This window comes from Leptolyngbya sp. GB1-A1 (assembly GCF_039962475.1).
Lineage (GTDB): Bacteria > Cyanobacteriota > Cyanobacteriia > Elainellales > Elainellaceae > Leptolyngbya_A.
Genome location: NZ_JAMPLI010000001.1, coordinates 144,202 through 158,600, shown reverse-complemented (window position 1 = coordinate 158,600; position 14,399 = coordinate 144,202). Strand labels below are relative to the sequence as shown.

The window sequence follows — 14,399 nt, the reverse complement described above, 5'->3', positions numbered from 1 at the left end:
CGAAATAACCGGTCTGTATATCCGGCAATCTGTTGAATGAATTGAACGAATTCAAGGAATTCAGTCAGGCAACTGGGCAGCCCAAAGAACTCCTTTGTTTATGTTACAAATATTTGCATTGTTCAGGAATCACCCATCTGGGGAGTTGAGGTCGTAATGTGGAATTCAGTGATGCAAAGAGTGGATTAAAGGGTGAATTAAATTCATCAGGGAATTCATCAGGGAATTCATCAGAGAAGTGGTCGGTTGCCTGGGTGGGCGAGTGAGAATGCTCCCCTAGAATCTCAGCTAGATTAATTCAATCTTCATCCTTGAGTGTCTGAGGAACTTTGATGGCTAACGTGATCGATCGCGCCAGCATAAACAGCGTCAGCGCCAGCCAGAGCAAATGGGAACTGCGAAGCCACCAGGCAACGAGCGCCATTGGCACAAACCCGACCAGCGTTGAAATGACTGCTGCCCGCCGCAGCATCGGTCCTTCGGTTAAACCCAGAAAATAGCCATCGAGCATATAGGCGATCGATCCAAAGCCAAGCACAGGCAGCAGCCAGACAACATATTGGGGTATGCGATCGAGAATTGCACGGTGGTCGGTTATCAAGCCAAACAAAGGAAGCGGCAGCAGGATAAAGGCGATCGCAAACAGCAGTCCAACGGCTAAGCTCATATATCCGGCGATTCTTAGCAGCCGCGTTAAGCCTTTTACTGTACCCTGACCGCGAAACAGCCCGGCATAGCTTTCGGTGGCAAAGGCAAACCCATCGATAAAATAAGCCGTTAGCGTCACGACCTGAAGCAAAACCGTATTCGTCGCCAAAACCTCTGTGCCGAAAGCCGAACTCAGGTTTGTGAACAAGGCAAAGGTAGACACCAGCACAAACGTGCGAACCAAAATATCACGATTCAGGCTGAACACTGTGCCGAGAGCCGATCGCTCCCAGAGTGGCTTGGTGACTTTCTGCAAATCGCGCCCGCGAAACTCGCGTCTGATTAGCCCTAAACCGATCAACAGCATCAGATATTGGCTCAACGCGGTAGACCATCCCGCACCCGCACTCGCCCAGCCCCACTGCCCCACAAAGAAATAGTCCAGCACAATATTGCTGCCGTTGCTGACCGCCGAAAGCAGCAGCACTTTACCGCTCTGTCCGCGTCCCAGATACCAGCCCATTAGCACAAAGTTAATCAGCGTTGCAGGTGCACCCCAAATCAGCGCGTGGAAGTAGTCCTGCCCTGCTGCCTTCACTTCCGGCGTGGCACTCAGCAACGCAAATCCGATCGTCCGCAGTGGAGTCTGCAACAGCAAAATTAGCACCCCAATTACCAGCGCAATCAAAGCGTGTCGTAACCCGATCGCCAATGCTTCGGTTTCATCCTTGCGCCCGATCGCCTGCGCCGTCATGCCCGTGGTGCCCATTCGCAGAAAGCCAAACGTCCAGTAAATGTAGTTAAACAACACCGTCGCCAGCGAAACTCCTGCCAGATGTCGAATCTCTGATAAATGTCCCAAAAATGCAACATCCACAATTCCTGCCAGGGGAACCATCAAATTCGACAGCACATTGACGATCGACAATCGCAAAAACGATCGAACAAACCCTGAATCCTGGTTCATTAAATCTCTCAAATTCGCTCTCTTCTATCTTCCCTTTATCTCTCCATCCCGCCTTCCCTCACCTTCTCCTCCTCTTGTCTCCTCTTCCCGTCTCCGCCCCCACCCATCTACCTCTAGCTGGATGCCTTCCTCATAAAAAACCGCCGCAAATCAAAGGAAAAACTATTTTTTTACAGTATCGCAAGTCACTTATTTAGAAATATTCATTTTTCTCTCATTTGTCCTCCCAAAGATGGACGGTGAGAAAATCCTCTGTTCGATAAGGTATTAATAACCATTACACAGCAGCAGTTCTAGAACAAAGATAAGGTTTTGCACTCTCTTTTTTGATGAATTGCGCCAGTGGTTGAAATATAGGCAAGAACGATTTCAATAACGAACTATGATAGAAACGTTGAGTCCCGATCGCTGGATTCAGGAAAAGACGAGATATTTTTCAACAGCGATCGCGTCACCAGATTATAAAGCAGCAGAACAAACCTTTGTGAATTTGCTGGAGAATGATTCGTTAGACCAGCAGATCAAGCAAAATCCTGAGATTGTGGATGATTTCGAGGCAGCTTTAGCCACTGCGCTGGACACTGCTTATGGAAATACGGTTGATGTGGCTGCAAGCCTGTTTTTACAGCGAATTCTTTATCGAATTAATCGTCTAAACCTGTTCTGGTTTGATGATCTGCAAAACTATCGCAATGAGCGCTCGTTCTACATTCAGTGGGTGCGCGATCGCATTGAGGACGTTTGGCAAGCCTGGGAAAATTCGCAGATAGACATCGAAGCCCTGCGTCAGATTTCTGATATTAACCAGGCATTGATCGATCGGGCAGAAGCAGATTTAGAGCCGCCAATCACCGAAAGTAAGCGATATATTCGCGAGGAAATGTCGCTGGAAGGCTATCGTTGGCTGCTGGCAATTGCCTCGCTAGATGGACTGGTCGAAGCTAGCCGAATGTCTCGGATCTTGGGCGGAGCCAGCAACGAAGTTCACGCCATGCTGATTCGGGTGCTGATGGAAGAGTATGGCAACGGTCGATACAACAAAAAGCACTCGACTTTCTACGCCAACATGATGGCAGAGCTGGGCTTAAACACCAAACCCGAGGGCTATTTCGACTTGGCTCCGTGGGAACTGCTTGCCTGTGTGAACCACAACTTTTTACTGACCGAGCGCAAGCGGCACTTCCTGCGCTACAACGGTGGACTCACCTATTTTGAAATCGTGGGACCGTCAATCTATCGCGATTACATGACTGCTGCCCAGCGTCTCAACCTCTCTGATACGGCAATGGGCTACTGGGAACTGCACATTCGCGAAGATGAGCGGCATGGTCAGTGGATGGTGCAGCAGGTTGCTCTCCCGCTTGCCGAAATGTATCCCGAAAACGCCTGGGAAGTTGTGCTGGGCTACGACCAAGAAAAAGCATTGGGCGATCGAGCAGGAGCCGCGATCGTTAACATCATTCGGGCAGCCGAACAAGCAGGCACAGTGCTGTAAAGGCTGGATGTCCCTGGAGTCTTGTGGGTAGTGCTGATTGCCTACCCGGTTGTTTTGTTCGTCCATTCGCATCTGAGGATTTTTCATGCAAGAAGCACTGCTAAACGTCACCGGGTTAAACGCTACTGAGTTAAAAGAAGGGATGGACTCGATCGCTTCGTCCAAATCCTCTATCTCATCTACCTCATTTAGTGAGTCAGCCACTAATTCATCTACAAAGCTGTTATCTAAAGAATTAAAGTCTGATTTACAAACCTATTCACCCAACAAGGTTTTTTTCTGTCCTGAAGAGTCGCATTTTTATGCTCAGTGCTTAGAGAAAATGCTGCTAAATCAGGGAACAGAATCAATTACCGCCGTAGAATTTGGCGCAGGAGATGGCAGTCCTGTGATTCACTCTTTGCTGAAGGCTCCCTTTGCAGGTGAGATCCATGGCTTTGAGCTAAATTCGGCTGCCTGCGAGCTGGCACAAGCCCGAATTAAACAGTATCAGCTTCACGACAAATACTTTGTTCACAATCACTGCTTTTTTGAAGGATTAAAGTCCAAAAATCCTCAGTACCTGATTGCAAATCCGCCCTACATTCCTGCCCCTGACGACGACATCTGTATGCCCGCGCTGCATGGTGGGGTAGACGGCGCAACGATTACTAAAAAGCTGCTGTCGGTGGACTGCGAGAACGTAATACTGATGATCTCGGCTTACTCTAATCCGATCGACACGATCGAACACGCGATCGATCAGGGCTATCAGGTGTCTGACTTTATGGTGACACCGCTCCAGTTTGGCTACTACAGCTCAGAACCCAAAGTTCGCAACTGGATCAGCGAAATGCAAAGGCAGCGCAAAGCCTTTTATTCTGCCAATATCTACTTTCTGGCGGGTGTCCTGTTTCAGAAAAAGCGTCATGCTGGAATTGATCTTTCGGCGGAACTGCTGCAAGTCATGACTGCTCTCTAAACCCCCGTAGGAGAACCCGCCATGCCCGAAGAGCCGCGCCTTGATGAACATTTTGTTTCCCAGGCAATTCAGCTTGGCCTTTCAAGCCAGCTTGACAATGCGGAGGAGATTAAAGTTGATGTCCGCACGGATTTGCTGAAAGTCATTCAAGGGCAGGCTGACTCTGTATCAGTACGGGGTCAGGGCATGGTGGTTCAGGATTTGCGCGTTGAGGAAATGGAGCTGCATACCCAAGAGCTTGACCTCAACACAATCAGTCTGCTGCTGGGTAAACTCGAACTTGATAAGCCTCTCAATGCCACTAGTCGAGTCGTGCTAACCGAGGCAGACCTGAACCAGGCAATGAGTAATCAGGCGATCGTCAACCGCATTCCGCCATTTAAGTTTCAAATTAACGGTCAAAGGGTCGCGATCGCGCTGCAACCTCCTCTCAGAATTAGCTTTCCGGGAAATGGCAAAATTGCGATCGATGCTACGGTTCAGTCCGCAGAGCAGGGAAAAATTCATCACATCCGCTTTTCAGCAACTGCCTATCATAAAATTGGCGATCGACCCGTGCTGTTAGAGTCGTTTCAGTGTCATGGGGGCGGGGCAGTTTCACTAGAGTTGATGCTGGCAATGATGCAGCGCGTCAAAGAGCTCATGGAGCTTCCTTACTTTCAGTACGAGGGCATGGAGATTCGCATTCGTGAAATGAAAGCAGAGGTCGGCAAGCTTGTTTTGCAGGTAGAAACCCGCATGGCCCAAACGCCTTTTGGCTGATGCGATCGCTCGATGCGTCAATCTGGAGTAGGAACAGAACGGCTTTGCTGTTACCCTCGCGTCACTCCTGCGACAGTGGCGAAACAATGCGCTTCATTCAAGAATAGGTACAAAGCATTGGCTTAACGTTCTGTCTGCAATCCTCCAATCCCAAAAACAATGGTGAGATCCTCTCAAGAACTGGCTGAAGAAGAAGTTCGTAAGCGAACGCATCCAATCGCCTACGCGCTTAACCGTGTTGTTGTTTCCCTGTCTAATGCTGTTCTAGGCGGAACGCTGCTAAGTCTTTTAATTCAGGCATTTAGCCTTAATGTCGAGTTTGGTGTTCGCAGTCTGGCAACCGCTGCCCTGCCGCCCATTCTTATTGCCTATCTCGCATTTTTTACCAGAGCGTTTCGATCGCCTCAACCTGCTTCCGACTTTAAGTATTATTTTCTGTTTGCCGGATGGGTTGTTCTGCTTCTCACTTTTGTCAATTTTGTGGGTCCAGACAGTCGCTACGGCATGCTGTTTGGGATGTTTTGTTTATCCACAACACTGAGCCTGTGGGTGCTGCTGGCGCGTAACCTTCCGTTTCGATCGCTTCTATCCTGCGCTTACGGCATTTTGTCAGGATTTTTGTTCTATATTCTGCTGTTTGGCATTCGTTCTTATTAGAACCTAACTCGTCTTGAATTCCAGCAAGTTCCAATTAATTTGAGTGGATTGATTTGAGTTTCAAGAGTCTCAAAGCCCCCCGAAGTAGAGGTTAGAAAGGGAAATTGCAGGGGCGATGTCGGAGACTTGCCACTCCTCAAGCCCCCTTTTACTTCCCTTCTACTGGGAAACAAACTGCTGTGTGAAATCAGCGTGCATCAGGGCAATATTCGGATCGCGCTGAATCGCGTGTAGATAGCGTTTGTTAAGGCTGGTTCCTTCCGCATCAGGCTGCATAAGCTGTTGGGCTTGCTGCAAGAGTTGATCGATCGTTTCAGGGGCAATCGGTTCTTTCGCATGAATCACGTCGTCCATTTGGACAATAAACTGCGAAATGGGACGCAGCCAGCTAAACCAATCGTGGCTGGTGACTAAGCGAAAATATTCGCCTGTGGTTTGAATTCTGCCGTAAAACTGCTCGTAGATTCCTTTTTCCGAGTCCAGCAATGCTTTGTGAAGTGCCAGCAGCTTTTTCCTAACCGTACGGAGCTGCTGCATTTTTGCATTTGCATCTGAAGATGAGTCTGAAGGCATTGTGCCTGCTCCTAAGCAAACGATCGTGTCCGCTCAGCCTGGAACCATCCCTGGAAAGTGTTCAACGTCCTGCGTTGCCTCCTAAATCCTCCAGTGCGAGGGGGCAGTTCGGGACATCGCCGTGACTTTCCCAGTCGTGACTTCCCAAAGTTCTCTGGGCTGTTCTTGTTCTATTCGTTCCATTGTACCGGGACAAAACTGCACGGGATAGTTAACCCATTAGCGGGGACGAAACAAATGAGTATGCTCTGGGTTGTAGAGGCGCGATCGATAGGAATTCTGCTCGTTTGGGTCTGGGGCATCGTGAAGCAGTTTCCCCTCTGGGGTAATCGATCGCAGTGCCGGACTGATGACGTACATCGTGGTACGAATCAGGTCTTTTTGCTCGGTTAGGTCTGCCATTTCTGCCAGGGGGGCAATCCAGATCTGCTCGTCTGACCAGCCCAGGCGAAAGCAAACCGCAACGGGTGTATCGGGCGGATAGTGCTGCATCAGTTTTTCCTGCGCCTCGCGCACATGGCGGGCACTGAGGTAAAGGCACAAGCTCGCCTGATGCGCGGCAAGCGAGGAGAGTTCTTCGGCGGCGGGAACCTGGGTGCGTCCGCTAATTCGCGTCAGGATGATGGTCTGCACCAGCCCGGGCACGGTGAGTTCGACCTTGAGTTTGGCGGCGGCAAGCTGAAACGCACTGATTCCTGGAATCACCTCAAACGGAATCTCGGCAGCGACAAGTGCCTGCATCTGCTCATGCACCGCTCCGTACAAGCTCGGATCACCCGAGTGTAAGCGCACAACGGATTTACCCGATCGCACCCGATCCACCATAACGGGCAAAATCTCTTCCAGAGTTTTGTTTGCTGTCCGAATCACTTCCGCGTCAGAATGCACCATTTGCAGCATCGCAGTCGGCACAAGCGAATCGGCAAACAGAATGACCTCTGCCTGACGCAGCAGCCGATATGCCTTCAGGGTCAAAAGCTCTGGGTCGCCGGGTCCCGCCCCCACAATGTACACTGCCGGGGCAATAGTAGACTGATCTTCAGCGGGTATTGATCGATGTTCAAATTCAGTCGTCATGGTTGATTCGGCTCTATGAAATCACACAAAAGTTAAATTTGTCGCACAGCACTGCGTCGTTCCTGTAAAAACTTTGAGAAAGCAAGAACTTCTGTAAAAACTAGATAAATCTCATCCGTAAATTCCCCCATTTGACCGTTCATCGGTAAAAGTAGGGTATAGATGCACCCTGATTCAAGCCCTGGAAATTGCTCTAGGGCTTTTCTGTTTTACGAAAGTGCTTTGGTAGATCCTCAGGCAGGTGCTGTGGATAAGCGGTTTGGGTGAGGTTTACTACGAAAGAAATCAAAATCAATTTATACCTGGCTTTTGTCCGAATCCTGAGCGTTTGCTCGCGCTGCTTCGTTTACTTCTGCGATCGACACGACATCCGGCAAAGATCGGTTGAGCGGATAGAGCCATAGTAAGCCGATCGCCCCGATCGCAATTCCAACTAGACTCACAACCTGAGCGATTCGCAGTGGACCGAGCATCAGGCTATCCATCCGCAGTCCTTCAATCCAGAAACGTCCCAGGCTGTAGCATACCAGATAGGTGAGAAAGAGGGTTCCCAGCTTCAGCGAAGACTTACCGCGCAGCCCCCGGAAAAACAGCACCATCAAAATTGCGAACACCCCCAAATTCCACAGCGATTCGTAGAGAAATGTGGGATGGAAATACTCAAACTGCGTATAGCCGGGAGGACGCTGCGCCGGAGGAATAAACAATTTCCAGGGCACATTCGTGGGTCTGCCAAATGCCTCAGAGTTAAAGAAATTGCCCCATCGCCCGATCGCCTGTCCCAAAATCAGAGACGGAGCCACCAGATCGGCAAGCTGCCAGAAGGGAACTTTGTTCAGTTTCGCAAAAATTAGCGTGGCGATCATGCCACCCAAAATCGCGCCGTGAATCGCAATGCCCCCATGCCAGATTGCAATCAGCTCTGAGGGATTGCTGGCGTATTTGTCCCATTCAAACGCCACATAGTAGATCCGTGCCGCCGGAATCGCTGCCACCACCAGCCAAATCGCCAGATCGCTCATTAAATCTGGATTGACACCGCGTTTTTTTGCCAAATAGGTCGATAACGTCACCCCGATCAGCACGGCTGAGGCAATCAGCAATCCATACCAGCGGATCGGCAGGGGTCCGATCATAGGTCCGGGAGACGTAAACACAGCGAGCCACAAATTTAATTGCCAGTTCAATTGCATAGTGCCTCAAGCGAAAAAAGCAATTCCCTTGATTGTATCGGCTGATTGTATCGACTTCAGGAAAGGGGATTTGGGCAGGCATCAAGTCTGCAAATCGCAAAACGGTACGATCGCTGCCAAATCTGCATTCAAACCAAGAATGGTATGATGCCCGGAAAACCAGTGCTACGATTGAGCCAATCCTGGTGATTTCGTATCAAATCCGCTTGAATTGCTGAATTCAGTAAGGAATAAAGGAGCTTTTTCCCGACCCGAAGGCGAAACCTCCGATCGGCAATTTATCGGATTTCCCTAATTTCAAATCGCTGGAATCAAGTCAGCCTAATTCGACCGCCTTCATTCGATCGGCGCAATCGAAACGGAGGAATCAATTTTTGGGACGTATTTGCGGTCAGGATAATGCCTGGGTTTTAGCTTAGCGTTGAGTCTCGATTGCAAAAGGGCATTTCCCAGCCTTAGCCCGTCAACTAACTCCGTCGGCAAAGGGAGAAGACTGAGCAGAGACAGCATTTTTGTGACATTTCCGGGATGAATTTTTGGAATGAGTGATTGCAAAGATCTGGCTCCTCAGCTTCCCAAGTCTGTATCGTCTTATCGGAGAAGCGGGGAAGATGGAAAACTGGCAGGCATGGGTCGCAGGAGCAGCGTTTCTGGGCGTGATCCTGTTTGTAATGACCGAATGGATTCACCTTACAGTTGCAGCTTTTTTGGGCGCGCTGTTGCTGGTGTTTACCAACGTCATGACGCTGACTGAGGCGATCGACTACGTGGGCGGCAGCTATCCGACGCTGGCACTGTTTTTTGGCGTAATGGTGCTGGTGCGTGCCTTTGAACCCACCAAAATTTTCGACTACCTGGCGACCCAGATAGTCATCCTGGCAAAGGGGCAGGGAAAGCGGCTGCTAATTGGCATTATTGCGATTACCACGCCGATTTGTGCCGTGCTGCCGAATGCAACCACCGTTATGCTTCTGGCTCCGCTGATTCCGCCGATGGCACAGGAAGTAGGCGTTGACTTTGTGCCGCTGCTGATTTTGATGGTGTTTGTGGCAAATAGTGCCGGGCTGCTGACGCTGGTGGGCGATCCGGCAACGTTTATTGTAGGGGATGCAGTCAATATCAGCTTTCTGGATTACCTCACACAGCTCAGTCTGGGCGGCGCGGCGGCGATCGTCACCCTGCTGATCATGACCCCGTTCCTGTTTTCCCCTATCTGGCATAAGCAGCTAACCGACCTGGAACACTTGCCCCACCCCAAAATCAATCATCCCCGTGTTTTGGCGCTCGGCGGAATCATTGTGGTTGCGGTACTCGTGTTTTTTGTGGCAGGCGAATTGCTGCCAATTCCCGTTTCTCCGGCTGCGTCTGCTCTGCTCGGTGCTGCCCTGGCTCTCCTGCTGGCACACCAAAGCAAAATCGACACCGTTCACAATATTCTGCGCGATGTTGACTGGAGTACGCTGCTGTTTTTTATGAGCATCTTTGTCCTGATTGGCGGACTCGAAAAAACAGGCATTATTGGAAATTTATCAGGACTTCTTGCCGTCATCCTCGGTCAAAATATCTTGCTGGGTTCCCTGGCATTGCTCCTGTTTGTGGGTCTTATTTCCAGCGTCGTGCCCAATATTCCCCTGGTCGTGGCAATGGTTCCTCTGCTGAAGCAGTATGTCGTTAACGTGGGGCTGGTGAGCGCAGAAGTGCTAACTCCCGACTTTAACGGGCAGTTTCCCACTGAAGTCCTGCCCCTGTTTTACGCAATGATGTACGGTGCAACGCTGGGCGGTAACGGAACGCTCGTTGGTGCATCGTCTAACATTGTGGCGGCAGGAATTGCAGAACAGCACGGCAAGCGTATTCCGTTCCAAACTTTTCTGCGATACGGGATTCCGGTCATGCTGATGCAGTTGTTGACGGCGGCGATCTATATGGTGGGGAGGTTTTTTCTTTAGTTAGTGAACCGGAGTTGATAAGCGGGAGTTAGTAAGCGGGGGAGCCGAGGGGATGAGGAAATGAGGGGTGAGCTGGCAGGTTTACTGCACCCGATCGCGATAACTTCTTACGCTGGTACTACATTAACCCTCCCCCGGCACACCAGCCTTTCCGCTTCCAAAAGGAGTTCCTGAATCTCGACTTCCTGACCGAGATCAATCGCAAACCGATGGAGATGGGGCAGTGGAGTTCCCTGGGTTGCGGTGAGCGTGGGCAGCAGTTCGGGACGATCAAGGCAAAGCTGGCTGCCGTTGAATTGCGTAATTCCGGTTCGCAGCAAAAAGGGGAGGCGAGGCAAAGCAGTTCCTTGTTGGAGCGAATCGATCGCAGGTTCTCGGACGGGGGAATTATTCATTGCACTTGCCAAAATGCCGCCAAGGATAAGCTGCTGATTGCCGAGTTCAATTTGGGGCTGAGTGATGTGAATCGTACCTGTTCCAATTGCAGCAGTGAGTTCCGGGGGCAAGAGGTGGCGCGTTTCGGGCTGAAATAGAGCGGTCATTAAGTCGGATAGCGCAGTTGCCAGCAGGGGAGCCTGAAGCGAAGCGGTGAGATCGCGCTGGTGGAGCGTCAGATTACCAAAGACCGGGACGACTTCGAGCAATTGGAGGGGTTTGCCGCGAAGAACCTGCCCAAAATTGACGCGAATATTTTCGCCTGTCAGCGCAACCTGACTCAGATGGAGCCCTTGATAAACTGCCTGCCGTGCAGCGATCGACACTTTTGGCACATAGCCTGAGAGGAGTTGTCGATCGCCTCCTTCAAGCTGAAATTGCAGATCTGCGACAGACTCAACCTGTGATCGCAGCCACAGCCGAACTGCCGGAGCCAGAACGCTGCTAATCAGCCGACTTTGCCGAGAATCGGGTTGGGGTGCAGGTTCCTGAGTGGGGCGATCGGTAGACATGATGGTGTGTAAAAAATGAACAGGTCTTAGAGTCAGCCTTAGCATGGCCAATATGCCTTAGCCATTGTGACAGTCTAGACGGCTTGTGCAAATAGAGAGTTGCCGACAAGCAAAAGCACTGCGTACCCTACAACACCTATTCAGGCGATCGACTGCTAAGCAACGGCAGACGATTGGGGTGAGCATCTCCTCTAAGCAGATAGGGATTCCCAGCACTCTGGAAGGACAACTTTCTTACATTCCGTTTTTCAGGGCTTCTAGCGTAACTCACAGTTGGCTCGCAATGTCATGAAACCTTGATATTGCCGATCCCACAACCCGATCCCAAACGGGCATTTGTCAGAAAATCATGACATTATTGCTGTTCCGATCGCTGAGTTTCCGTTGATCTCACTAGAATCAGGCTTTGAACTACTTGATTCTTAGGCTGATTTTCTGCAAGATAGGGACACATTGATCCCCTGCGATCCCAAAGACTGATGGGTTTGATATTGGATTGAACTCCCAGCTTTATTCAGTCGTTTCTGTTCTCTTTCTCAGCTTTGAATCAAGGCACTCATGCTCAAACGATAGACATCTGGAGGTCTGACCATGTCAACAGAACGTCCGCCGATCGAAGAAATGACCCTCCGGCAGCTCCGCCGAATTGCGAGCGAGTTGGGCATCTCGCGTTATAGCCGCATGAGAAAAGACCAGTTGCTTAGCTCAATCCAGGAAATTCAGCGGGCGCGGTTTGTTTCCAGTTCAACTCGTTCTTTAGAAGCACAGGCAGAAGTGGAAGCAGCGAAATTTGATGTTGGGCTTGATGTAGAGCAAACTGAACAAATTGAGGCAGCCTTAGCTCTTGCCGTTGTAGATGAGGGATTGCCTGAGTTGCCAGATGGCTATAGCGAAACCCGCATCATGCTGCTGCCCCGTGACCCGCAATGGGCTTATGCCTACTGGGATATTCCTAAGGCTCGAAAAGAAGAACTGCGCCAGCAGGGGGGCGTGCGTTTGGCACTGCGGTTTTATGACGTGACTGATATCAATGTTGAAATTCAGCGTCCGCACAGCTTACAGCAATATGAATGCGACGAACTGGCGCGGGAGTGGTACTTGCCAATTCCGGTAAGCGATCGAGATTACGTGGTGGAAATTGGCTACGTGGCGTTTGACGGTCGCTGGCTGATGCTGGCGCGATCGGCTCCGGTGCGAATTCCGCCTGTTTATCCCTCAGACTGGATCGATGACCAGTTCATCACTGTTGTTTGGGAAGATGACCTGCGCGGCAAGACGGTGAAGGAGCTTCCTCATCCGACCCGACAGTTGGCAAGTGTGGCAAGCGTTGCTAGTCCTGTTTACGATCGCGTGTTTGAAATGGCGCAGTCTGCCGAGACGCAGCGCGTTGCAGGGTCTGTATTTGGTTCGATGCAGCAGGTTCCCGAAGAGGCAATCAGCTCCTATGTTTTCCCATCGGGGGTAGGCAAGTGGGCAGTGCCAACGGCTTCCGGGATGGGAATGTCGGGCGCAGGCATGATGGGCAGCACAGCTTACACCACCTCTGGCATGGGAATGTCCGGCGTGGGCATGGGTGCGGCTAGAAGGTCGGGCGCGGGAATGTCTGGGGTAGGCATGATGGGCAGCACAGCTTACACCACCTCCGGCATGGGTATGATGTCTGGCGTGGGCATGAGTGCGGCTGGAATGTCGGGCGCGGGAATGTACACAACTTCGGGGATGGGCATGTCCGGGGTAGAAATGTACACAACTTCGGGGATGGGCATGTCCGGGGCAGGAATGTATACCATGTCGGGCATGGGCATGTCGGGAGCAGGGCTTTCACCGTCGATGCGTCCGCGTCAGTTCTGGCTGATTGCCGATGCTGAACTGATTGTGTATGGCGCAACTGAACCCGATGCTACCGTAACGATCGGCGGTCGTCCAATTCAGCTCAATCCAGACGGCACATTCCGTTTCCAGATGTCTTTCCAGGACGGCATGATTCACTTCCCGATCATGGCAGTTGCCGCCGACGGTGAGCAAACGCGATCGGTTCACCTGGAATTTACGCGCACCACGCCCGAACGCAATACAAATACTAAGGAAGAAGCGATCGTCGAGTGGTTGCCATAGTTAAAAATCTCGGTTTGATTTCCCCGAACTTCCTCTAACGCTGTCAAAATGGCAGTGCTTCAAACAAAGCTTGATCCTTCATCTTAGATGGAGGATTTTTTATTGCATTGCAGAACGTGCCTTTTTGTTATTTATCCCTCTTTGGTAATTTGGAAGTAGCGCGTTTTGCGCCGCGCACCGAAGATGATTTCGCGGATGTGACGGCGCTCGGTGGGATGTCCAACCTGCGCCTGATCGTATGCTCGCCAACGGTTGTAGCGCACTCGCTGTCCCGGTCCGACAAGCACACCATGATTCGAGCGAAGGGCAACAATGTAAGACCATCCGAACTGCTCGATGGTATTGATCACATCCCCACTTTCGCCATACAAACTGTCCGCTAAAACTAGCTCTACCTCGAAGCCCAATGCTTTGACTTCTTGTAGAATTTCAATGGCAAGTTGCGGTTTGGTTTTGTACGAGTCATCGGGTTCGAGCCGGGATTTGGGCTTGAAGCTCTTGAGCAACAATGGGTAGGTGAGTTTGTCCACCACTGCCTAAGCATTAACTGAAACAATGCCATTGGACAAACGTCCAATGTTGCCAATGTATTGCTTGGCAACGTAGTCAGTTGCTTGCCCCTTTTTGACATCACCCGTCTCATCGAGGCACAACCCGATGCGGCGTTCTCCAACGGTGTGTGCAATCAGGCTCAGGCGAACTGCCCTCAGTTGCTCAACGCTCCAGACACCACCGCGCAGGAAATGATGGAGACTTTGAGCGTTTTGAAGACCAACGAGTTGAGCAATCGCAGGTAGGGTTTTACGCGCTAGTCCACTCAACAGGCCCACGTGCAAAAACTTGAACTGCTCAAAACTCCTGACATCCTCAAACAGGTGGCGGTAGGCTTGACAGTATTCATTGATGAAGCCCACAGTGGCAACTGGTTCTCGTTGCTCAATCATGCTCAGCAACCTAACGTTCAGCCCCTTTAACCTAATTTACCTATGCGCAGAGTGACAGAAGAGGGATAAGCATAAGTTTTCCGACTCGGTTTTCAGGTTGTGGGTTTTCGG

General features: G+C 50.8%; 11 protein-coding genes, 1 pseudogene and 1 riboswitch. Of the genes and pseudogenes, 6 read left to right on the top strand and 6 right to left on the bottom strand.

Going from position 1 to position 14,399, the window contains the following annotated elements:
- Positions 1–298 precede the first annotated feature (298 nt).
- Entirely contained in the window at positions 299–1,615 is a 1,317-nt protein-coding gene (gene gntT, locus NDI45_RS00685) for a guanitoxin biosynthesis MATE family efflux transporter GntT (protein WP_348245773.1), read from the bottom strand.
- Between the two features lie 382 nt (positions 1,616–1,997).
- Here gntT and NDI45_RS00680 point away from each other — a divergent pair, with 382 nt between their 5' ends.
- The 4 genes from NDI45_RS00680 (at position 1,998) to NDI45_RS00665 (ending at position 5,490) form a co-directional block, all read left to right on the top strand.
- Positions 1,998–3,110, top strand: coding sequence for an iron-containing redox enzyme family protein (locus NDI45_RS00680; RefSeq protein ID WP_348245772.1), 1,113 nt, complete (start codon positions 1,998–2,000; stop codon positions 3,108–3,110).
- 85 nt (positions 3,111–3,195) lie between these two features.
- On the top strand, positions 3,196–4,071 hold the full coding sequence (locus NDI45_RS00675) for an SAM-dependent methyltransferase (protein WP_348245771.1): 876 nt from the start codon (positions 3,196–3,198) through the stop codon (positions 4,069–4,071).
- Positions 4,072–4,092: 21 nt separating this feature from the next.
- The gene (locus NDI45_RS00670) at positions 4,093–4,833 is read left to right on the top strand and encodes a DUF2993 domain-containing protein (RefSeq protein WP_190792211.1); all 741 of its coding nucleotides are present in this window, start codon (positions 4,093–4,095) and stop codon (positions 4,831–4,833) included.
- A 159-nt stretch (positions 4,834–4,992) separates the two neighbouring features.
- Positions 4,993–5,490 carry a hypothetical protein gene (locus NDI45_RS00665; RefSeq protein ID WP_190792212.1) on the top strand — a complete coding sequence of 166 codons (498 nt, stop codon included), beginning with the start codon at positions 4,993–4,995 and terminating at the stop codon, positions 5,488–5,490.
- A 159-nt stretch (positions 5,491–5,649) separates the two neighbouring features.
- On the opposite strand, the gene NDI45_RS00660 is transcribed toward NDI45_RS00665, so the two are convergent.
- The 3 genes from NDI45_RS00660 to lgt form a co-directional block, all read right to left on the bottom strand.
- Positions 5,650–6,063 (bottom strand): hypothetical protein, encoded by a 414-nt coding sequence (locus tag NDI45_RS00660; RefSeq protein ID WP_348245770.1) that lies wholly within the window; start codon positions 6,061–6,063, stop codon positions 5,650–5,652.
- A gap of 219 nt (positions 6,064–6,282) precedes the next feature.
- On the bottom strand, positions 6,283–7,140 hold the full coding sequence (cobM, locus tag NDI45_RS00655) for a precorrin-4 C(11)-methyltransferase (RefSeq protein ID WP_190792214.1): 858 nt from the start codon (positions 7,138–7,140) through the stop codon (positions 6,283–6,285).
- A 296-nt stretch (positions 7,141–7,436) separates the two neighbouring features.
- Positions 7,437–8,333 (bottom strand): prolipoprotein diacylglyceryl transferase, encoded by an 897-nt coding sequence (gene lgt / locus NDI45_RS00650; RefSeq protein WP_190792215.1) that lies wholly within the window; start codon positions 8,331–8,333, stop codon positions 7,437–7,439.
- Positions 8,334–8,641: 308 nt separating this feature from the next.
- Positions 8,642–8,829: riboswitch (cyclic di-AMP (ydaO/yuaA leader) on the top strand.
- A 115-nt stretch (positions 8,830–8,944) separates the two neighbouring features.
- Here lgt and NDI45_RS00645 point away from each other — a divergent pair.
- Positions 8,945–10,282 carry an ArsB/NhaD family transporter gene (locus NDI45_RS00645; RefSeq protein WP_190792216.1) on the top strand — a complete coding sequence of 446 codons (1,338 nt, stop codon included), beginning with the start codon at positions 8,945–8,947 and terminating at the stop codon, positions 10,280–10,282.
- Positions 10,283–10,389: 107 nt separating this feature from the next.
- Here the strand turns inward: NDI45_RS00645 and NDI45_RS00640 are convergent, their stop codons facing one another.
- Entirely contained in the window at positions 10,390–11,229 is an 840-nt protein-coding gene (locus NDI45_RS00640) for a DUF2993 domain-containing protein (RefSeq protein ID WP_190792217.1), read from the bottom strand.
- Positions 11,230–11,820: 591 nt separating this feature from the next.
- Between NDI45_RS00640 and NDI45_RS00635 the strand changes: the two genes are divergently transcribed.
- The gene (locus NDI45_RS00635) at positions 11,821–13,344 is read left to right on the top strand and encodes a DUF4912 domain-containing protein (RefSeq protein ID WP_348245769.1); all 1,524 of its coding nucleotides are present in this window, start codon (positions 11,821–11,823) and stop codon (positions 13,342–13,344) included.
- A 131-nt stretch (positions 13,345–13,475) separates the two neighbouring features.
- On the opposite strand, the pseudogene NDI45_RS00630 reads toward NDI45_RS00635, so the two are convergent.
- Positions 13,476–14,288, bottom strand: a pseudogene (locus NDI45_RS00630) (transposase).
- Positions 14,289–14,399: the final 111 nt, after the last annotated feature.